Raw genomic sequence first — 18,514 nt, forward strand, 5'->3', positions numbered from 1 at the left:
CCGACCCGGCCACCGACCACGCGAAGGAGCGGTGATGGCCGAGCTCGACCTCCCCGGCCACGGCCGCCACCGGCTGCGCACCCCCGTGGCGCACCCCCGGCCCGCCGGCGCCCCGCGGAGCCGGATCGCCTACGCGGCCGCCCACGTGGTCGCCGACCCGCTCGGCGGGAACGCGCCGGGCGCCCCCGCCGCCCTCGACTGGGAGGCGACCCTCGCCTTCCGGCACCACCTCTGGTCGCTCGGTCTCGGCGTCGCCGACGCGATGGACACCGCACAGCGCGGCATGGGCCTGGACTGGCCGGCCACCCGGGAGCTGATCGTCCGCTCGGGCGCCGAGGCCCGGTCGGTGGGCGGACGGCTCGCCTGCGGTGTCGGCACCGACCAGCTGACCGGACCGGCCCGCACCCCGGCCGAGGTCACGGCCGCCTACCGCGAGCAGCTCGAGGTCGTGCAGGAGGCCGGGGCGCTCCCGGTCCTGATGGCGAGCCGGGCGCTGGCCGCCGTCGCCACCGGGCCCGAGGACTACCTCCGGGTCTACGGCGAGCTGATCGCCCAGGCCGACCGCCCGGTCGTGCTGCACTGGCTGGGCGAGATGTTCGACCCGGCGCTGGCCGGCTACTGGGGCTCCCGCGACCTGGACCGGGCCACCACCACCGTGCTGGCGCTGATCACGGAGCACGCCGGCCGGATCGACGGTATCAAGGTCTCGTTGCTGGACGCCGACCGCGAGATCGCGCTGCGCCGCGCCCTGCCACCCGGCGTTCGGCTCTACACCGGTGACGACTTCCACTACCCGGAGCTGATCGGCGGCGACCGGTCCGGCCACAGCGACGCCCTGCTCGGCGTCTTCGACCCGATTGCCGCCACGGCCGCGGCGGCCCTGCACGCCCTCGACGCGGGCGACCGGGCCCGCTACGACGAGCTGCTCGCACCGACCGTCCCGCTGGCCCGGCACCTGTTCGCGGCGCCGACCTACCACTACAAGACCGGGATCGTGTTCCTGGCCTGGCTGGCCGGCCACCAGGAGCACTTCACCATGGTGGCCGGCGCCCAGAGCGGGCGTTCGCTGCCGCACCTGGTCGAGCTGTTCCGCCTCGCCGACCGGGCGGGCCTGTTCCCGGACCCCGACCTCGCCGCCCACCGGATGGGCTCCCTCCTCACCGCCGCGGGAGCCACCCGATGACCCGCCGGACCCCGACCGCCGGGCCGCCCCGCCCGCCCGCAGGACCGGCCTCCGCAGGACCGGCCGCCGTCACGCCGCCCGCCGTCGACCCCGAACCGCCCACCGCCCGTCTCTCCCTCAACCAGATCACCACCAAGCACTGGACCCTCCCGCAGGCCGTCCGGGGCTGCGTCGAGGCCGGCATCCCGGCGATCGGCCTGTGGCGGGACAAGGTCGCCGAGGTCGGCACCGCCCGGGCCGCGAAGCTGGTGCGGGAGGCCGGGCTGCGCGTCAGCAGCCTGTGCCGGGGCGGCTTCCTCACGGCGGACGACGCGGCGGGCCGCCGTACCGCCCTCGCGGACAACCTCCAGGCCGTCGAGGAGGCGGCCGAACTCGGCACCGACACCCTGGTCCTGGTGGTGGGCGGTCTGCCCGCCGGCAGCCGCGACCTGCCCGGCGCCCGGTCCCGGGTCGCCGAGCTGCTGGCCGAACTGGCCCCGCACGCCGGTGACCTGGGGGTGCGCCTGGCCATCGAGCCGCTGCACCCGATGTTCTGCGCCGATCGCGCCGTGGTCTCCACCCTCGGCCAGGCGCTCGACCTCGCCGAGCTCTTCCCGCCCGCCCAGGTCGGCGTGGTGGTCGACAGCTACCACGTCTGGTGGGACCCGGAGTTGGGCCGCCAGCTGGCCCGGGCCGGCGCGGGCGGCCGGATCGCCGCCTACCAGGTGTGCGACTGGACGCTGCCGCTGCCCGCCGACGCCCTGCTCGGCCGGGGTCACGTCGGCGACGGCTGCATCGACTTCCGCACCCTCACCGGCCAGGTCACGGCCGCCGGGTACAGCGGCTGGATCGAGGTGGAGATCTTCAACCAGCAGGTCTGGGACACTCCCGGGGACGAGACCCTCCGCACCCTCGTCCGGCGCCACGCCGAGCACGTGGTGGGGCCCGGATGAGGGTGGTGCTGGCCCCCGACTCCTTCAAGGGCACCCTGGACGCGGCCGGGGCCGCCCGTGCGCTGGCCGCCGGCTGGCGCTCCGTCCGCCCGCAGGACGAGCTGCTGCTCCGCCCGATGGCCGACGGCGGCGAGGGCACCCTCGCCGCGGTGACCGCCGCCCACCCCGGCAGCACCGTCCACGTGGTCCCCGGCTGCACCGGCCCGGACGGCCGCCCGGTCGACGGCCGGTACGCGCTGCTCCCGGACGGCACCGCCGTGGTGGAACTCGCGGTGGCCGACGGTCTCCCGCTGCTGGCGCACCCGGCCCCGCTCACCGCCGGCACCCGGGGGACCGGCGAGACCATCGCCGCCGCACTCGACCGGCACCGGCCCCGCCGCCTGCTGCTGGCCCTCGGCGGCTCGGCGGGCACCGACGGCGGCACGGGCCTGCTGAGCGCCCTCGGCCTGCGGCTCACCGACGCGGTGGGCCGGCAACTCCCGTGCGGGGGAGGCGGTTTGATGGATCTCCGGCACGCCGACCGGACCGCGCTGCGACCACCGCCGCCCGACGGTGCGGTGCTGCTGACCGATGTCACCGATCCGCTGCTCGGCCCGGGCGGGGCCGCCCCCGTGTACGGCCGGCAGAAGGGAGCCGGTCCGGCGGACATCGACCGCTTGGCGGCCGGACTCGCCCGGCTCGCCGAAGTGCTGGGCGGTGACCCGGAGTTGCCCGGCGCCGGGGCGGCCGGCGGCACCGCGTACGGGCTGCACGCGGTCTGGGGCGCCACCGTCACCCCGGGCGCCGCCGCCGTCGCCGACCTGCTCGGCCTGGACCGGGCGCTGGCCGGTGCCGACCTGGTGATCACCGGTGAGGGCCGCTACGACCCGACCAGCCTGCGCGGCAAGGCGGTCGGCGAGGTCGCCCGCCGGGCCGCCACCGCCCGGGTCCCGGTGGTGGTGATCGCCGGCTCGGTCCGGCTCGGGACGCCCCGCTCCGGTCTGCACGCGCTGCGCAGCCTGGTCGCCCTCGCGGGCACCCCGGCCGCCGCCCGCCGCCGGCCGGCCCACTGGCTGAGCGCCGCCGCCGCCCGTACCGCCCGCACCTTCCGCTGAGCGCCGGAACCGCGACGGGCCGGCCCGCCCGGCGCCCCTGGGCACCCGGCGGGCCGGTCCGACCACCCGCTCAGCAGATCCGCGGCAACTGCTCGCCGATCGGCAGGTCCACCACCCGGGTGCCGCCCAGGCCGGTGCGGCACACCACCATCCCGTGGTGCTCGTCCACGCACTCGCCGACCACCACCGCCCCCGCGCCGAGCGGGTGCGCCCGCATGGCCGCCAGCACCTCCTCGGCGCTCTCCCGCGGCACGAAGGCGACCAGCTTGCCCTCGTTGGCCACGTACAGCGGGTCCAGGCCCAGGATCGCGCAGGCGTTGGCCACCTGGGCGGGCACCGGGATGCTGCGTTCCTGGAGCACCACGCCGACGCCCGCCGCGGCGGCGATCTCGTTCAGCGCGGCCGCCAGCCCGCCACGGGTGGGGTCGCGCAGCACGTGCAGGTCCGGCGTGACGTCCAGCATCGCCTGCACCAGGCCGCCGAGCGCGGCGCAGTCGCTGCGGATGTCCACCCCGAACTCCAGGCCCTCGCGGACGCTCATCACGGCGACCCCGTGCACCCCGAGGTCGCCGCTGACGATCACCACGTCGCCGGGCCGGGCCCGCTGCGGCCGCAGGTCGACGCCGGCCGGGATCAGGCCGATCCCGGCGGTGTTCAGGTAGATCCCGTCGCCGTGGCCGGACTCCACCACCTTGGTGTCCCCGGTCGCGATCTGCACACCGGCCAGCCGCGCGGCGTCCCCGACCGCCTGGGCGACCTTCGCCACCACCGCCGTCTCCACCCCTTCCTCCAGGATGAACCCGCAGGACAGGTAGGCCGCCCTGGCCCCGGCCATGGCGAGGTCGTTGACCGTCCCGTTCACCGCCAGGTCACCGATGCTCCCGCCGGGGAAGAACAGCGGCCGCACCACGTACGAGTCGGTGGAGAACGCCAGCCGCGCGCCGCCGAGCGTCACCGTCGCGGCGTCGCCCAGCTGGTCCAGCACCGGGTTCCCGTAGGCGGGGGCGAAGATGTGCTTGACCAGTTCGGCGGAGAGCACCCCGCCGCCGCCGTGCCCGAGCACGATCCGCGGCTGGTCGCGCAGCGGGAGCGGGCAGCTCCAGCCGTCGAAGTCGGGCGCCGGGCCGCTGGTGCCGAAGTCGAGCAGATCAGCCAACGGGGCTCGCCTCCCAGGTCGTTGAGGTGGTGGACGCGGCGCCGGCGCCGCTGCCGAGCCGGCGGTACAGGTAGTACGCGGCGCAGGCGCCCTCGCTGGAGACCATGGTCGCGCCGAGTGGGGTGCGCGGCGTGCAGAGGGTGCCGAAGGCTTCGCACTCGTGCGGCTTCAGCAGGCCCTGCAGCACCTCGCCGCTGCGGCACTCGGCGGGCTCGACGGTGGTGATCCCGGCCACCGAGAAGCGCTCCTCGGCGTCGAACGCCCGGTACTTCTCGGCCAGTCGCCAGCCGCTGCCCGGGATCACCCCGATCCCGCGCCAGGCCCGGTCGGTGACCTCGAAGACGTCCTCGATCATCGCCCGGGCGGCCGGGTTGCCCTCGTCCCGCACGGCCCGCCGGTAGGCGTTCTCCACCGCGGCCTCGCCGGCCTCCAGCTGCCGCACCGCCCGCCGGACGCCCTCCAGGATGTCCAGCGGTTCGAAGCCGGTCACCACGATCGGCACCCGGTAGCGCTGCGCCAGCTCCGGGTACTCCCCGGTGCCCATCACGGAGCAGACGTGGCCCGCCGCCAGGAAGGCCTGCACCCGGCAGGTCGGCGACTCCATCAGCGCGGTGATCGCCGGGGGGACCCGCACGTGCGAGACCAGCAGGCTGAAGTTGCGGATCCCGAGCCGGTCGGCCTGGTACACCGTCATGGCGTTGGGCGGTGCGGTGGTCTCGAAGCCGATCCCGAAGAACACCACCTGCCGGTCCGGGTTCTGCTGGGCGATCCGCAGCGCGTCGAGCGGGGAGTAGACCACCCGGACGTCGCCGCCGGCGCTCTTGACCTGGAACAGGTCCCGGTCGCTGCCCGGCACCCGGAGCATGTCCCCGAACGAGCAGAAGATCACCCCGGGCCGGGCCGCGATCTCCAGCGCCTTGTCGATCACCTCCAGCGGCGTGACGCACACCGGGCAGCCCGGCCCGTGGATCAACTCGATCTCTTCCGGCAGCAGTTGGTCCAGCCCGTGCCGGATGATGCTGTGCGTCTGGCCGCCGCAGACCTCCATCAGCGCCCACGGCCGGGTCACCGTCGCCCGGATGTCGGCCAGCAACCGCTTTGCCAGCTCCGGGTCCTGGAACTCCTCGAGGTACTTCACCGCTCCTCCTCCCCACCGGCCGTCTCGGCGGCCAGCGCCCACGGGTCACCGAACTCCTCCTGGAGCGCGCCGATCTCGGCGAACAGCTCCAGGGTCCGCAGCGCCGACTCCTCGTCCAGCCGCTGCAGGGCGAAACCGACGTGCACGATGGCGTACTCGCCGACCGCCAGGTCCGGCAGGTACTCCAGGCAGACGTCCTTCACCACGCCGCCGAAGTCGACCACCGCCATCCGGGTACCGTCGCGTTCCTCGATCTCCAACACCTTGCCGGGCACCGCCAGGCACATGGGTCACTCCTCGCCTCTTCGTCCGGGCAGGGTCACGGCTGCGCGGACGCTCGCCGTGCGCGGGCTGCCGCCACCATCAGCTGGCCGAGCGCCAGCCCGCCGTCGTTGGGCGGGACCAGCCGGTGGCGCAGTACGCCGAACCCGGCCGCCCGCAGGCCGTGCGCGCAGGCGGCGGACAGCAGGGTGTTGGCGAACACCCCGCCGGTCAGCGCCACCGTCTCCAGCCCGTACCGCTCGCGGGCCGCGTGGCACAGCTGCAGCACCAGGTCGGCCACGGCCGCGTGGAAGCGCGAGGCGACCACGGCGGCCGATGCGCCGGCGCGCAGGTCGTCCACCACCGCCGCGATCACCGGGCCCGGATCGGCGATCAGTTCGCCGTCCACGCCGCCCGCCCCGGGGCGCGGAGTGAAGCGGTAGCTGCCGCAGTCCGGCCGGGTGAGCGCCGCGGCCTCCAGCTCCAGCGCGGCCTGCGCCTCGTAGCCGGCGACCTGGCAGATCCCGGCCAGGGCCGAGACCGCGTCGAACAGCCGGCCCATCCCGGAGCTCGGCAGGCAGTTCAGTCCACGCTCCAACTGCACCCGCAGCGCAGCGAGTTCGTCCGGCGGGCAGGCCGCCACGCAGGGCAGCTCGGGGTGCCAGTCGATCCCGGCGGCCCACAGCTGCGCCAGCGCGGTCCGGTACGGGCGGCGCACCGCGGCGTCCCCGCCCGGCAGCGGCACGTACCCGAGCCGGCCGAACCGGTCGAAGTCGCCGTACCCGGCGAGCAGCACCTCGCCGCCCCAGACCGCGCCGTCCTCGCCGTAGCCGGTGCCGTCGAAGGCGACCCCGATCACCCGGGCGGGCTGCTCCAGCCCGTGTTCGGCCATCGCCGAGGCGATGTGGGCGTGGTGGTGCTGCACCAGGGTCAGCGCCCGCCCGTCCGCGGCTGCCCGCCGGGCCCAGGCGCCCGACCGGTAGCCGGGGTGGCGGTCGGCCGCCAGCAGTTCGGGGCGGACCCCGGTGACCGCCTCCAGGTGCCGTTCGGCCCGGTCGAAGGCGTGCAGGGTGGACAGGTCGTCCATGTCGCCGATGTGCGCCGACAGCCAGGCCCGGGTGCCTTCGCCGAGGCAGCAGGTGTTCTTGAGGTCGCCGCCGACGGCCAGCGTGGGCGGGACGGCGAGCGGCAGCGTGACCGGCCGCGGCACGTACCCGCGTGAGCGGCGCAGCACCTGCGGCCGGCCGTCGCAGATCCGCACCACCGAGTCGTCGCAGGGCACCTGGATCGGCCGGTCGTGGATCAGCCAGGCGTCCGCCAGCGGCGCCAGTCGCTCCAGCGCGTCGGCGTCCTCGGTCACGATCGACTCGCCGGAGCGGTTGCCGCTGGTGAGCACGAGCAGGCCGGGGCCGGGCGGGTCGCCGGGCAGTCCCAGCAGCAGGTGGTGCAGCGGGGTGTAGGGCAGCATCATGCCGAGGTCGGGGCTGCCCGGGGCGACCTCCTCGGCGAGGCCGGATGCGCCGGGGCGCCGGCGCAGCAGCACGATCGGGCGCTCGCGCCCGGTGAGCAGGGCGAGTTCGGCCGGATCGGCGTGCACCAGCGGCTCCACCTCGGCGGTGGAGCGGGCCATCAGCGCGAACGGCTTGTCGCCGCGGCCCTTGCGCCGCCGCAGCAGCGCCACGACGTCCGGGTTCCCGGCGTCGCAGGCGAGGTGGTAGCCGCCGATCCCCTTGACCGCGACGATGGCGCCCTGGGCGAGCAACTCCCGTGCGGCGGAAACCGCCTGGCCGCCGAGCCCGTCGCGGGCGCCGGTCAGCCGCAGCACCGGGCCGCAGTCGTGGCAGGCGATCGGCTGGGCGTGGAAGCGCCGGTCGCCCGGGTCGGCGTACTCGGCCCGGCAGCGCTCGCACATCGGGAACCGGCCCATGGTGGTGCCGGCCCGGTCGTACGGCAGCGAGGTGACGATGGTGAACCGCGGCCCGCAGTGGGTGCAGCTGATGAACGGGTGCCGGTGGCGGCGGTCCGCCGGGTCGGCGAGTTCGGCCAGGCAGGCGTCGCAGGTGGCCACGTCGGGCGGGACCAGGGTGCGGCCGGGGCCGTCGGTGACCGAGGCGAGGATCCGGAAGCCGAGCTGTCCGGTCGCCGCGGCGGGCCGGTGCACCACCGACTCCACCTCGGCCAGCGGCGGGGCGTCCCGGCCGATCCGCTCGCAGAACTCGCCGACCGCGGCGGCGGCGCCCTCCACCTCGGCGTGCACGCCCTCCCCGGTGTTGGTGACGTGCCCGGCCAGGCCGAGCCGGACGGCCAGCCCGTGCACGAAGGGCCGGAACCCGACCCCCTGGACCACGCCGCGGACGGTCACCGCCCGCCGCTCCACCTCCGGCACGGGCTCCCGCAGATCGGTCATCGGACGGACACGGCGGGGTGCAGGTGCGGCCCGCCCCCGTGCTCGTGCCCGCCGCCGTCTCCGTCCCCGTGGTCGTGCGAGTGCCCGGGCCCGTCCTCGTGGCGGTGCGGGGCGGGCCGCGCCATCACCGGGCGGTGCACCGGTCCGCCCTCCAGGGCGGCCAGCGCCCGGTCCAGTACGGTGCCGACGCCGGATCCGTCCCGGGCCGAGGTGAGCACCACCTCCACGCCGGGGTTCACCCGCACCACGTTGGCGCGGAACGCGGCCTCGTCGAAGGCGGCCGGCGCCGCGAGGTCGGTCTTGGTGACCACCACCAGGTTGGCCAGCCCGTACGCCGTCGGGTACTTGAGCGGCTTGTCCTCGCCCTCGGTGACCGAACCCAGGACCACCCGGAGCGTCTCGCCCAGGTCGTAGGAGGCCGGGCAGACCAGGTTGCCGACGTTCTCCACGAACAGCAGCCGGGTCTCGGCCGGGAGCCAGCCGTCCAGGTGGCCGCGCAGCATGTGCGCCTCCAGGTGGCACAGGCCGTCGGTGAGCACCTGCTTCACGGGGACGCCGGAGCGGGCCAGCCGGGCCGCGTCGTGCTCGGTCGCCAGGTCGGCGGTGAGCGCGGCGACCGGCACCCCGCGCTCCCGGGCGAGGGTGAGTTCACGTTCCAGCAGTTCGGTCTTCCCGCTGCCGGGGCTGGACAGCAGGTTGACCACCACGGTGCCGCGGGCGGCCAGTTCGGTGCGCAGCGCGAGCGCGCACTCGTCGTTCCTGGCCAGCACCGACTGCTTCAGCTCGACCACTCGGCACACGGGCTCACAGCTCCTCGGCTTCGGATGCCTGGGCCGGCCCACCGGCCCAGTGCACGGCGGTGATCTGCAGCTCGCGGCCGGCCACCAGTTCGGTGCCGGCCCCGCTGCCGCAGGTCGGGCAGACCAGGTCGGGCGGCATCCCGGGGGCCCAGCCGGTCCCGCAGGGGCCGCACTCGGCGAGCGCGGCGACCGGGTCGATCAGCAGTTCGGCACCGGCCAGCGGGGTGTCCTCGCAGACCAGGTCGAAGCCGAACCGCAGCGCGTCGGGCACCACCCCGGCCAGTTCGCCGACCTGGAGCCGGACGCGCTCGGCGGTGCCGCCGGCCTTGGCCTCGGCGCTGGCCGTGACCTGGTCGACGATCGCCTGCGCGATCGACATCTCGTGCATCGGTTCACTCCGCCCGTCGGGCCGGGCCCGCTGCCCGCACCGCCCCGGGCGGGGCGCCCGGCGACGTGGACCATTACAGGCCCGGCGTCCGGCACGGCCCTTGCGCCGCGCCGGGCACCGGGCCCGGGGTACTCCGTTTGTCCCAGCCGCGCCGGTGACGGCGGGCGGTCACATCTGGCGGATCTTCAGATAGCGCTTGATGTCGGGCAGGGTCAGCTTCACCACGGCGAGCACGGCCGCGACGGCCGCCCCGCGGATCAGGAACTTGCTCATGTGCGGGCATTCCTTCCTAGTCATCGCGATCCCATCGCGGCGGCGGTGCGGCCGGCCTCCTCGACCAGCCCCAGCACGACGGCCACGGCCTCGTCGACCGCCGCCTCGACCGCGGGGCTGAGCCCCACGCCCTCGTCCAGCGACAGCGGCTCGCAGCCCACCACCAGCACCCGTTCGGGGCCGCTGCCGCCGAGCCCGGCGGTGAGCGTGCCGAGCACGGCGAGCACGGCGTCCGGGGTCATCCGGTGGCCGTCGACCAGCGCGGTGGGCTGCTCCTCCGGCTCCGGCAGCCGGGCCTCGATCAGGTAGACCGTGCCCGGTTCGCAGCCGCGCGCGGTGGCGTCCACCAGGACCACCGACCGGTATCCGTCGAGCAGTTGGTACGCGAGGTGGACGCCGCGCACGCCGGTGTCCACCAGTTCCACGTGCGCGGGCATGGGCAGGGCGGAGAGCCGGCGGACCACTTCCACGCCGAAGCCGTCGTCGCCGAGGAAGATGTTCCCGACCCCGGCCACCAGCACCTTCCCGGGCGGCAGTTGGGCGTTCATCGGGCCTCCTCCGCGGGCGCCGGGGCGACCTCGTCCGGCTGGAAGTACAGGAACCGGCCCTGCTCGCGCCAGAGGTCGGCGCCGGGGTCGCCCTCGACCGTGACGGCGAGGTGGACCGAGCCGTCGACGTCGTGCAGCACCGCCTCGACCAGCGCCGTGCGGCCCTGGAGGAAGAGGTCCTGGGCGTCGGTGCGGCGGCGTCCGGGCCGCAGCACCACCCGGCTGCCGGCGCCGATGCTGAGGCCGTCGATCTGCACCCGGTCCCGGGCCGGGTCCACCGACCGGTCGGCGCCCGGGTCCCACCAGGGGGTCAGGTCCTCGTCCGGCCCCGGGGGCGCGGCCGGGTCGGTGACCTCGCGCAGCGCGCGGACGGCGCCGTGCAGGCGCTCCATCACCTCGGCGGGCAGCGAGTCGGCCAGGTCGATCACCGCTCCGGCACGCTCGTCGGTGCCGCGCGCCTCCCGCTTCTCCTGGTCGGTGAGGGCCGAGGTGCGCAGCGCCAGGATCTCGTCGATCTCGGTCGCGTCGTAGAACCCGCCGGGGCTCTCCGGTGCGATCGCCGGGTGGTCCTCCAGGATGATCGGCGAGGAGAGCACCACGTCGGCCCGCCCGTCGGCACCCGCCAGCACCGGCCAGGTGCGCAGGTTGCGGCACTCGGCGACGGCGCCCGCGGCCCACTGCGGCGGGTCGGTCATCGACAGGAACGTCCCCGCGTCCAGGCCGAGCAGCAGGTGCGCGGCGACCAGCGACCGGGGGAGTGCGGCCTCCCGGTCGGCCGCGCCGGCGGTCGGCTCCCACGCGCTGGTGTTGAGCACCTCCGCGGTCAGCCGCAACGCCGCCCACGGGCCGGGGAGTTCGGTGGCCGTCAGGCGTACGGCGCCCTCCACCCGCTCGCGGCGCCGGTTCAGCCGGCCCACCGGGCGGCCGTCGGCCGACACCAGCTCGGTCTCGGTGGCGGCCGGCCGGTTGAACGGCAACGTGACGCCCTCGCCGAGCAGTTCGGCCACCGGCAGGGACATCCGGACCCGCTCCTCGGCGCCCTCGTCCCACGGCACCAGGACCCGGTCCGGGAGCTCCAGCGAGGCCACCGTCGGCGTCGAGCCGTCCGGCCGCAGCTCCTGGACGGTCCGCCGCACGGCGTGCAGGAACCGCAGCTCGACGGTGAGCCGGGCGCCCGCCGCGGGCTCCATCACCAGTTCGGTGCGCTGCCAGGAGTGCTCGCCGCCGAGCTCCTCGTAGGCCGGCGGCACCAGCACGCCGAACTGCCAGCGCAGCCGGTTCTTGGCGGCCGAGGCTCGGTACGGGTAGAGCACGTACCCCTCGAAGAGCACCGCGTCGGCGATCCGCCGGGCGACCTCGAACGGGGCGGCGTCCACGTCGGTGGTCGCGTTCACAGCACACTCCCCTCGGCCACCGGCACCGGCCCGTCCGCGGCGGCCAGCAGCGCGCGGACGGTCGCCTCCCACGACGGCAGCGCGTGCCGGGAGCGGTACTCCAGCAGGGCCGCCAGGTCCTCCCTGGGCAGCCGCACCCAGCCGCAGCCGGGGAAGTGCTGGTCGATCATCTCCCGCCAGACGGCGGCCGGCAGCGCGCAGGTCGCCTCCCGGTCCCAGGGCACCGGCTCGACCCGGAAGCCCCCTTCGCCGGTGAACGCGGTGCCCGAGAAGAGCATCAGCAGCGGCGCGTCACCGCCGGCCAGCCCGTCGAAGTAGCGGGTGGCGGCCAGGTCCAGGTCGTAGCTGCACGGCACCACCAGCTCCGCCTCGGTCTCCCCGGTGAAGCCCGGCACGGTCAGCGGGACCTGCGCGAACTGCACCGGGTTGAGGGTGCTGCCCCACCGGGCCGGCTCACCGAACAGCCCGGTCAGCGCGGCCGCCTCGGCGGGCTCGTACCGGCGTTTGGCCGGCTCGATCCGCAGCTGGCAGCGCAGCGCGAGCGCGTGCACCCGCGCGTTGTCGGCCGCGGTGATCCGCAGCCGGAACACCAGGGTCGGCCCGGCCGCGTACGGGTCGGCCCGCACCCCGGTGCAGCTGAAACCCAGTTCGGTCACGCCGGCTCCTCGGTCCGTACGGCCCGGGCGCGGGCCCGGACGTTGTCGAAGAAGGCGGCGAGCTCGGCCCGCGCCTCGGCCCCGCCGTCGAAGCCCTGCCAGGTCAGCCGCATCCGGCCGACCAGCTCGTAGCAGACGTCGATCGGCACCAGGAAGCACTCCACGGAACTCCCGGCGGCGCCCTGCTCGCGGCGCAGCAGCAGCGCCTCCACATCGGGTTGCAGCAGCGCCGCCAGCGGGGTGCCGCCCAGCACGGCCTGCCAGGAGGCCGGGTCGAGCTCGCTCTCGGTGGCGCCGGCCGGGCTGGGGTAGAGCGCCACCAGCCGGTCCAGCTCCGCGTTGCGGAAGAAGAACGCGGTGCCGACCGGGATCTGCAGCCGCTCCCAGGCGCCCTCGTCGAGGGTGTGCGCCGGGTCGGCCAGGTACCGGTCGGGCACCGAGCGGTACTGGCCCTGCCCCGCGCCCCGCTGCTCGAACAGCAGGGCGCAGGGCGTGCAGGCGCAGGTCAGGCTGCGGTTCTCCGACCGGACCAGGTGCCGGTGGTGGCCGCTCAGTGCGGTGCCGCACAGCTCGCAGCGCTCGGGCTGCGGCGGTGCGGGTGCCCGGAACCGGCGCAGCCCGGTGGCGGGCGCGCTCACCGGGTCTCCGCCGGGACCGCCCCGGGCCGCAGCCCGATCTGGAGCAGCGCCGGCTCCTTGGGCCCGGACGGGGCGAGCTCCACCGACAGCACCTCGGGCGCGAACACCGCGACCGTCTCGGCGATCGCCTCCCGGGTGCCGTCCGAGCTGCCCGAGCACCCGCACCCGGTGCTCTCCAGCCGCACCGTCAGCCGGCCGGAGGCGGCCTCGAAGGCGGCCACCGAGGCGCCGGGCACCTGCCGCACGGCCCGTTCGACCCGCGCGGTCACGTCCTCCGGGTGCAGCTCGTGCAGCACCAGCAGGCCGGTCACCAGCTGGTCGTCCAGCAGCTCGGCGAGCGGCCCGACGGCCGGCCGGTCGGGGTCGTGCGCCTGGGCGGAGAGCAGCTCCACGGCCCGGGCCAGCCCCGCGCCGTAGAAGTCCATCAGCACCCGCACCAGTTCCTCGGCCGTCTGCACGGCCCGCTGGTCGCCGGACGCGGCCAGCCCGTCGAGGATCTCCTCGACCCGCCGGCCCGCGGCCTCCCCGGTCGCGGCGCTCACCCGGACATCCCGCTCAGGCCGCTCGGCACGTGCATCTTCTGCAGCGACTTGCCGTCCCCGAGGTACATGTGCACGCCGCAGGGCAGGCAGGGGTCGAAGCTGCGCACGGCCCGCATGATGTCGATGCCCTTGAAGTTCTCCGGGGAGTTCTCCTCGAAGATCGGCGTGTTCTGCACCGCGTCCTCGTACGGCCCGGGGGTGCCGTAGCTGTCCCGGACGCTCGCGTTCCACGGGGTCGGCGGGTACGGGTGGTAGTTGGCGATCTTGCCGTCCCGGATCACCATGTGGTGCGACAGCACGCCGCGCACCGCCTCGGTGAAGCCGACGCCCAGGCCCTCGTCCGGCACCTCGAACCGCTCCCAGGTCTGGCTGCGCCCGGCCCGCACCTCGGCCAGCGCCTTCTCGGCGAAGTGCAGGGCGACGGCGGCGCTGTAGGCCTGGAAGTAGGTCCGGGCCCGGTTGCGCTCCAGCGCGTTGGACCACTTCGGGATCTTCCACTCGAAGCTGGTCTCCGGCTTGGTCAGGGTGCGCGGCAGGTTGATCACCACGCTGTGCCCGGTCGCCTTCACGTACCCGATGTCGACCAGCCCGGACAGCGCGGTGGACCACAGCCGGGCGATCGGGCCGCCGCCGGTGTCCAGCGCCAGGTAGTCCTTGCCGTCGAACCAGCGCGGCGACATCACCCAGCTGTACTTGTCGTCGAAGTTGCGCTTCTGCGGCTGCGGGATGGTGTGCTGGTTCCACGGGTGCCGCGGGTCGACCGGGTTGCCGAGCGGGTCGTGCGTGACGAACTGCTCCTTGCCCTCCCAGTCCTGGTAGTACGAGGAGCCGAGCAGGATCCGGATGCCCAGGTTGATCTCGGTGAGGTCGTTGGTCACCAGCTTGCCGTCCACCACCACGCCCGGGGTGACGAACATCCGCCGGCCCCAGTCGGTCATGTTGCGGTAGGTGAAGTCGCAGTGGTCGGGGTCGTTGAGCGCGCCCCAGCAGCCGAGCAGGATCCGCCGCCGGCCGACCTCCTCGTAGCCGGGCAGCGCCTCGTAGAAGAAGTCGAACAGGTCGTCGTGGAGCGGCACCACCCGCTTCATGAACTCGACGTAGCGCATCAGCCGGCTCAGGTAGTCGGTGAACAGCTGCACCGTCGCCACCGTGCCGACGCCGCCCGGGTAGAGCGTGGAGGGGTGCACGTGGCGGCCCTCCATCAGGCAGAACATCTCTCGGGTGTACCGGCTGACCTGGAGCGCCTCGCGGTAGAACTCGCCCTCGATCGGGTTGAGCGAGCGCATGATGTCGGCGATCGTCTTGTAGCCGTGCTCGGCGGCGTGCGGCGCCTCGGTGCGCTCGGCCTTCTCCAGCACGCCCGGGTTGGTCTCGCGGACCATCTTCTCGCAGTAGTCGACCCCGACCAGGTTCTCCTGGAAGATGTTGTGGTCGAACATGTACTCGGCGGCCTCGCCGAGGTTGATGATCCACTCGCCCAGGTGCGGCGGCTTCACCCCGTACGCCATGTTCTGCGCGTAGACCGAGCAGGTGGCGTGGTTGTCACCGCAGATGCCGCAGATCCGGCTGGTGATGAAGTGCGCGTCCCGCGGGTCCTTGCCGCGCATGAAGACGCTGTAGCCGCGGAAGACCGACGACGTGCTGTAGCACTCGGCGACCTTCTTCTGCTTGAAGTCGATCTTGGTGTGGATGCCGAGGCTGCCCACGATCCGGGTGATCGGGTCCCAGCTCATCTCCACCAGGCCGTCGTTGCCGCCCGGCCTCGGGGCTGTTGTCGTCATGGCGTGTGTCGTGCCCTTCTGAAGGTCTGCGTGCGGCGCCGCGGCCGCCTGGCGACGGTGGCTCCGCGTGGGTTCTCTGCACCGGACCGGGGCCGCGGCCGCCGCAGCGGGCGGACGCGACCCCGGAACGGGTGGCGTGCGCGGTCACCAGGGCGGGCGGTAACCCGTGGTCAGCTTCCGGCCGGTGCTGCGCCACTTCGGCTCCTGGTCCACCGTGTGCGTGGTGATCGAACGGAGCCGGCGGATCACCGAGCCGTACGCGGCGCTGGCCGAACTGGAGACCTTGGCGCCGGGCGGCTCGTCCATGAACGGCATGAACTTGTCCGGGAACCCGGGCATCGTGCAGGCGATGCAGATGCCGCCCACGTTCGGGCAGCCGCCCACCCCGTTGATCCAGCCGCGCTTGGGGACGTTGCACTTCACCACCGGGCCCCAGCAGCCGATCCGCACCAGGCAGGTGGGCTCGCCGTACTCGGAGGCGAACTGGCCCTGCTCGTAGTACCCCGCCCGGTCGCAGCCCTCGTGCACGGTCGCGCCGAACAGCCAGGCGGGCCGGAGCTTGTCGTCCAGCGGGATCATCGGCGCTGCGCCGGTGAGCTGGTACAGCAGGTAGACCAGGGTCTCCGAGAAGTTGTCGGGCTGGATCGGGCAGCCGGGCACGCACACGATCGGCAGTCCGGCCTTGGACTTCCAGTCCCAGCCCAGGTAGTCGGGCAGGCCCATCGCCCCGGTCGGGTTCCCGGCCATCGCGTGGATGCCGCCGTAGGTGGCGCAGGTGCCGATCGCCACCACGGCGGTGGCCTTGGGGGCGAGCCGGTCGACCCACTCGCTGGTGGTGATCGGCTGCCCGGTCGCGGGGTCGTCGCCGAACCCGCACCAGTAGCCCTCGGCCTTGATCGACTCGTTCGGGATCGACCCCTCGATCACCAGGACGAAGGGCTCCAGCTCGCCGCGGTCCGCCTTGAAGAACCACTCGACGAAGTTGTCGGCGCCCTGCACCGGCCCGCATTCGAAGTCGATCAGGGGCCAGTGCACCGCGATCTTCGGCAGGCCGGGGAGCACACCGAGGACGATCTCCTCGATGCTGGGCTGGGTCGCCGCGGTGAGCGAGACGGAGTCACCGTCGCAGCTCAGTCCCGCGTTGATCCAGAGGATGTGCACCACCGGTTCCTCGCCCTCGGTGGGCGGGCCGGTGGATCGGGATGTCGCCTCGGTGGTCGACGGTGTCGAAGCCATGGGACGCCTCCTCCTTGCGAAGGCACGACAAGACCGACAAATCGGTCCTCTGGCATCTTCCTACCAAGGCCCGGTCGCGGCGGGGAGGTCGATACGGCCGAACCGGTGGACCTTGCGGCGCGCTCGGCCGACCGGGTGAGCACCCGTTCGGTGCCACCCGGGCCACGCCGCCGCCCGCCCCGACGGCGGCCGCCCGGGGCCGGGTGTATTCAGGAGTCATGGACATTCGGGGACGTGCCGAGGCGCTCCGGCCGAGCGGCCCGGCCTGGTGGGCGCTGATCGCCATCCCGCTCGTCCTGATCGTGCTGGTCACGATCGGCGACATCCTCGCCCCGCCGCAGGTCCACCTGGGCCCGTTCCTGGTCGCCGCCCCCGCCATCACCGCCTCGTTCGCCGGACCGCGCACCACCGCGGTGATCGGCGCACTGGCCGTCCTCGCCCAGGTGGTGGTCGCCGCCACCCGGACCTCCGCGCTCGACCTCAACCACACCGTCCAGACCACCGCGCTGATCCTGATCTCCGCCCTGGTCACCCTCTTCGCCTACCTGCGCGAGCAGCACGAGAAGGAGATGTCGCAGCTGCGCTCGGTCGCCGAGGCCGCCCAGCAGGTGGTGCTGCGCCCGCTGCCGCCCCGGATGGGCCCGCTGCGGATCGCGTCCGTCTACGTCGCAGCCGAGGCCGAGGCCCAGATCGGCGGTGACCTGTACGCCGTGGTCCGCTCCGGACCGGCGACCAGGGTGATCGTCGGTGACGTCCGCGGCAAGGGGCTCGGCGCGATCGGTGACGCCGCGCTGGTGCTCGGCGCCTTCCGGGCCGCCGCGCACCGCCGGGTCGGGCTGACCGAGCTGGTCGACTTCCTGGACGGCACCGTCGCCGGCGACCTCGACCAGCCCGACGACCAGCCGGACCGGCAGGAGTCCTTCACCACCGCCGTCGTGCTCGACATCCCCGACCGGGACAGCGCCATCCGGCTGGTCGACTGCGGCCACCCGCCGCCCCTGCTGCTGCGCGGGGGCCGGGTGATCCCGCTGGAGGCCAGCGACCCGGCCCCGCCGCTGGGACTGGCCGCGCTGGCCGTGCGCGGGCTGGGCGTGGAGACCTTCCGGTTCGAGGTCGGCGACACCATGCTGCTGTACACCGACGGCGTGGTGGAGGCCCGGGACGCGGCCGGCACCTTCTACCCGCTGGCCGAGCGCATCGAGGGCTGGCCGGCCGACGACCCGGAGGCGCTGCTGCGCCGGCTCTGCAAGGACCTCTCCGACCACACCGGCGGCCGGCTCGGCGACGACGCCGCCATGGTGGCGATCGTCCGCCTCCCGGACCGGCGGCAGGACCCGGGTCCGGGCCGCGCGTAGCCGGGAAAGTCTCACCGGAGTCTTACGGGCCGCCGCGGTCGCCATCGTGGCCGGGGCCGGCGGAGTTGCACGGGTGCACGCCCGAACCGACGCAACCCTCCCGGAGGTACCCCGATGCCCGCCCGCGTCCCGCTCCCGCGCCGGCTGCTCCTGCCGCTGGCCGCCCTCCTGCTCGCCGTCGCCGCCGGCGGGCTGTACCTGTTCGAGCCCTGGCGGGCCTTCACCAGCACCACCGTCGACGAGGCGGCGCCGGTCGCGGCGCCGCCCGCCCCGACGGCCCGGGCCACGCCCGCCGCGTCGGCCCCCTCCGTGTCCGCGTCCGCCGTGCCGGGCGTGCCCGTGACCGGCTCCGATCGGCCGGGCGGCGGCTTCGTCGCCGGGGAGCACCCCACCAGCGGGACGGCCCGCCTGATCCGGCTGGCCGACGGCAGCGCCGTGCTGCGGCTGGAGGACCTGCGCACCTCCGAGGGCCCGGACGTCCGGGTCTACCTGTCCACCCGCCCCGCCGCCGAGTCCTGGCTGGACACCCTGGGCCCCGGCGCCCTGGAACTCGGCCCGCTCAAGGGGAACCAGGGCAACCAGAACTACGCCGTCCCGCCCGGCACCGATCTGACGGCCTTTCGCAGCGCCGTGATCTGGTGCCACCGCTTCTCGGTCGGCTTCGGGGCCGCCGACCTGCCCCGGGGGTGATCCGATGGCCGGTCAGGACCCGAACGGCGGTGCACCCGACGC

Annotated in this window: 19 protein-coding genes; 5 read left to right on the forward strand and 14 right to left on the reverse strand. The window is 74.7% G+C overall.

All coding sequences use genetic code 11. The features are described 5' to 3' along the window. Positions 1-34: 34 nt before the first annotated feature. The 3 genes from ABT014_RS19235 to ABT014_RS19245 are packed head-to-tail and all read left to right on the forward strand — an operon-like array spanning position 35 to position 3,209. Positions 35-1,183, forward strand: coding sequence for a dihydrodipicolinate synthase family protein (locus ABT014_RS19235; protein ID WP_350640171.1), 1,149 nt, complete (start codon positions 35-37; stop codon positions 1,181-1,183). After that, complete coding sequence (locus ABT014_RS19240; protein ID WP_350640172.1) at positions 1,180-2,115, forward strand: sugar phosphate isomerase/epimerase family protein; 936 nt, start codon at positions 1,180-1,182, stop codon at positions 2,113-2,115. The genes ABT014_RS19235 and ABT014_RS19240 overlap by 4 nt, the downstream gene beginning before the upstream one ends. Continuing rightward, positions 2,112-3,209, forward strand: coding sequence for a glycerate kinase (locus ABT014_RS19245; RefSeq protein WP_350640173.1), 1,098 nt, complete (start codon positions 2,112-2,114; stop codon positions 3,207-3,209). The genes ABT014_RS19240 and ABT014_RS19245 overlap by 4 nt, the downstream gene beginning before the upstream one ends. 70 nt (positions 3,210-3,279) lie before the next feature. On the opposite strand, the gene hypE is transcribed toward ABT014_RS19245, so the two are convergent. The 14 genes from hypE to ABT014_RS19310 form a co-directional block, all read right to left on the reverse strand. Then, the gene (gene hypE / locus ABT014_RS19250) at positions 3,280-4,365 is read right to left on the reverse strand and encodes a hydrogenase expression/formation protein HypE (RefSeq protein WP_350640174.1); all 1,086 of its coding nucleotides are present in this window, start codon (positions 4,363-4,365) and stop codon (positions 3,280-3,282) included. Continuing rightward, entirely contained in the window at positions 4,358-5,503 is a 1,146-nt protein-coding gene (hypD, locus tag ABT014_RS19255) for a hydrogenase formation protein HypD (RefSeq protein WP_350640175.1), read from the reverse strand. The genes hypE and hypD overlap by 8 nt, the downstream gene beginning before the upstream one ends. Then, a complete protein-coding gene (locus tag ABT014_RS19260) occupies positions 5,500-5,790 on the reverse strand; it encodes a HypC/HybG/HupF family hydrogenase formation chaperone (RefSeq protein ID WP_350640176.1) in 291 nt (96 codons plus the stop codon). Before ABT014_RS19260 ends, hypD begins: the two co-directional genes overlap by 4 nt. A 32-nt stretch (positions 5,791-5,822) precedes the next feature. Further along, positions 5,823-8,171, reverse strand: coding sequence for a carbamoyltransferase HypF (gene hypF, locus ABT014_RS19265; RefSeq protein ID WP_350640177.1), 2,349 nt, complete (start codon positions 8,169-8,171; stop codon positions 5,823-5,825). Then, complete coding sequence (hypB, locus tag ABT014_RS19270) at positions 8,168-8,971, reverse strand: hydrogenase nickel incorporation protein HypB (RefSeq protein WP_350640178.1); 804 nt, start codon at positions 8,969-8,971, stop codon at positions 8,168-8,170. The genes hypF and hypB overlap by 4 nt, the downstream gene beginning before the upstream one ends. Before the next feature lie 4 nt (positions 8,972-8,975). Then, the gene (locus ABT014_RS19275; RefSeq protein ID WP_350640179.1) at positions 8,976-9,359 is read right to left on the reverse strand and encodes a hydrogenase maturation nickel metallochaperone HypA/HybF; all 384 of its coding nucleotides are present in this window, start codon (positions 9,357-9,359) and stop codon (positions 8,976-8,978) included. Positions 9,360-9,527: 168 nt separating this feature from the next. Continuing rightward, positions 9,528-9,632: a DUF6893 family small protein gene (locus ABT014_RS34590; protein ID WP_502895029.1), complete on the reverse strand. Its 105-nt coding sequence runs from the start codon at positions 9,630-9,632 to the stop codon at positions 9,528-9,530. A 20-nt stretch (positions 9,633-9,652) separates the two neighbouring features. Further along, positions 9,653-10,180 carry a hydrogenase maturation protease gene (locus ABT014_RS19280; protein ID WP_350640180.1) on the reverse strand — a complete coding sequence of 176 codons (528 nt, stop codon included), beginning with the start codon at positions 10,178-10,180 and terminating at the stop codon, positions 9,653-9,655. Beyond that, positions 10,177-11,574 (reverse strand): hypothetical protein, encoded by a 1,398-nt coding sequence (locus ABT014_RS19285; protein WP_350640181.1) that lies wholly within the window; start codon positions 11,572-11,574, stop codon positions 10,177-10,179. Before ABT014_RS19285 ends, ABT014_RS19280 begins: the two co-directional genes overlap by 4 nt. Next, entirely contained in the window at positions 11,571-12,230 is a 660-nt protein-coding gene (locus ABT014_RS19290) for a DUF6084 family protein (RefSeq protein ID WP_350640182.1), read from the reverse strand. The genes ABT014_RS19285 and ABT014_RS19290 overlap by 4 nt, the downstream gene beginning before the upstream one ends. After that, entirely contained in the window at positions 12,227-12,868 is a 642-nt protein-coding gene (locus tag ABT014_RS19295) for a DUF5947 family protein (RefSeq protein ID WP_350640183.1), read from the reverse strand. Before ABT014_RS19295 ends, ABT014_RS19290 begins: the two co-directional genes overlap by 4 nt. Next, complete coding sequence (locus tag ABT014_RS19300; RefSeq protein ID WP_350640184.1) at positions 12,865-13,410, reverse strand: NifU-related iron-sulfur-binding protein; 546 nt, start codon at positions 13,408-13,410, stop codon at positions 12,865-12,867. The genes ABT014_RS19295 and ABT014_RS19300 overlap by 4 nt, the downstream gene beginning before the upstream one ends. Continuing rightward, positions 13,407-15,191 carry a nickel-dependent hydrogenase large subunit gene (locus tag ABT014_RS19305; RefSeq protein ID WP_350640185.1) on the reverse strand — a complete coding sequence of 595 codons (1,785 nt, stop codon included), beginning with the start codon at positions 15,189-15,191 and terminating at the stop codon, positions 13,407-13,409. The genes ABT014_RS19300 and ABT014_RS19305 overlap by 4 nt, the downstream gene beginning before the upstream one ends. 144 nt (positions 15,192-15,335) lie before the next feature. After that, positions 15,336-16,427, reverse strand: coding sequence for an NADH-quinone oxidoreductase subunit B family protein (locus ABT014_RS19310; protein ID WP_350640186.1), 1,092 nt, complete (start codon positions 16,425-16,427; stop codon positions 15,336-15,338). Positions 16,428-16,645: 218 nt separating this feature from the next. Between ABT014_RS19310 and ABT014_RS19315 the strand changes: the two genes are divergently transcribed. Both ABT014_RS19315 and ABT014_RS19320 read left to right on the forward strand, forming a co-directional pair. Next, positions 16,646-17,782, forward strand: coding sequence for a PP2C family protein-serine/threonine phosphatase (locus ABT014_RS19315; RefSeq protein WP_350640187.1), 1,137 nt, complete (start codon positions 16,646-16,648; stop codon positions 17,780-17,782). A 114-nt stretch (positions 17,783-17,896) separates the two neighbouring features. Next, positions 17,897-18,472, forward strand: a complete 576-nt coding sequence (locus tag ABT014_RS19320) for a DM13 domain-containing protein (protein WP_350640188.1) — start codon at positions 17,897-17,899, stop codon at positions 18,470-18,472. Positions 18,473-18,514 lie beyond the last annotated feature (42 nt).

Source organism: Kitasatospora sp. NPDC094015, assembly GCF_040304075.1.
In the GTDB taxonomy this organism is placed as follows: Bacteria; Actinomycetota; Actinomycetes; order Streptomycetales; family Streptomycetaceae; genus Kitasatospora.

Bases quoted from the DNA above. Each gene is read 5' to 3' on its own strand.
- ABT014_RS19320 (WP_350640188.1), top strand. From the start codon at position 17,897: ATGCCCGCCCGCGTCCCGCTCCCGCGCCGGCTGCTCCTGCCGCTGGCC.
- ABT014_RS19280 (WP_350640180.1), bottom strand. From the start codon at position 10,180: ATGAACGCCCAACTGCCGCCCGGGAAGGTGCTGGTGGCCGGGGTCGGG.
- ABT014_RS19305 (WP_350640185.1), bottom strand. From the start codon at position 15,191: ATGACGACAACAGCCCCGAGGCCGGGCGGCAACGACGGCCTGGTGGAG.
- ABT014_RS19260 (WP_350640176.1), bottom strand. From the start codon at position 5,790: ATGTGCCTGGCGGTGCCCGGCAAGGTGTTGGAGATCGAGGAACGCGAC.
- ABT014_RS19275 (WP_350640179.1), bottom strand. From the start codon at position 9,359: ATGCACGAGATGTCGATCGCGCAGGCGATCGTCGACCAGGTCACGGCC.
- ABT014_RS19315 (WP_350640187.1), top strand. From the start codon at position 16,646: ATGGACATTCGGGGACGTGCCGAGGCGCTCCGGCCGAGCGGCCCGGCC.
- ABT014_RS34590 (WP_502895029.1), bottom strand. From the start codon at position 9,632: ATGAGCAAGTTCCTGATCCGCGGGGCGGCCGTCGCGGCCGTGCTCGCC.
- ABT014_RS19245 (WP_350640173.1), top strand. From the start codon at position 2,112: ATGAGGGTGGTGCTGGCCCCCGACTCCTTCAAGGGCACCCTGGACGCG.
- hypF (WP_350640177.1), bottom strand. From the start codon at position 8,171: ATGACCGATCTGCGGGAGCCCGTGCCGGAGGTGGAGCGGCGGGCGGTG.
- ABT014_RS19235 (WP_350640171.1), top strand. From the start codon at position 35: ATGGCCGAGCTCGACCTCCCCGGCCACGGCCGCCACCGGCTGCGCACC.
- ABT014_RS19240 (WP_350640172.1), top strand. From the start codon at position 1,180: ATGACCCGCCGGACCCCGACCGCCGGGCCGCCCCGCCCGCCCGCAGGA.
- ABT014_RS19310 (WP_350640186.1), bottom strand. From the start codon at position 16,427: ATGGCTTCGACACCGTCGACCACCGAGGCGACATCCCGATCCACCGGC.